Raw genomic sequence first — 396 nt, forward strand, 5'->3', positions numbered from 1 at the left:
TTGTATACTAGTGGTAAATCATTCGGATCCACTAGGAGGGAAAAAACTGTGAAAGATGGGCGCAAAACGACTAAAATTGAACGAATCGAAATCGCGGAATGGACAATTGCTAAAAACAAACAGTATGCAGCGGCCATGAAACATTTTAATGTTTCTCACGGTCAGGTTTATTCCTGGGTCAGGAAGTATGAACAACATGGTCCTGAGGCATTAGCTGATCGTCGTGGAAAAAACAAAGAACAAAAAGGTGAATTGACAGAAAACGAAAAAAAGGACTTAGAGATCAAACGATTGCGAGCCCGTCTAGAGTATGTATCCTCTTAGGCTGCAATCTTAAAAAAATTACAGGAGATCGAAAGGAAGGATGCTCGACAGAAAAATATCAGGCAATTCAAG

1 pseudogene is annotated in these 396 nt (G+C 39.9%); it reads left to right on the top strand.

Features of this window, described 5'->3' with window-relative positions:
• Positions 1-396 (top strand): annotated as a pseudogene (locus LFYK43_RS12315) (helix-turn-helix domain-containing protein); the annotation flags it as partial.

It is taken from the genome of Ligilactobacillus salitolerans (genome assembly GCF_003864415.1).
In the GTDB taxonomy this organism is placed as follows: domain Bacteria; phylum Bacillota; class Bacilli; order Lactobacillales; family Lactobacillaceae; genus Ligilactobacillus; species Ligilactobacillus salitolerans.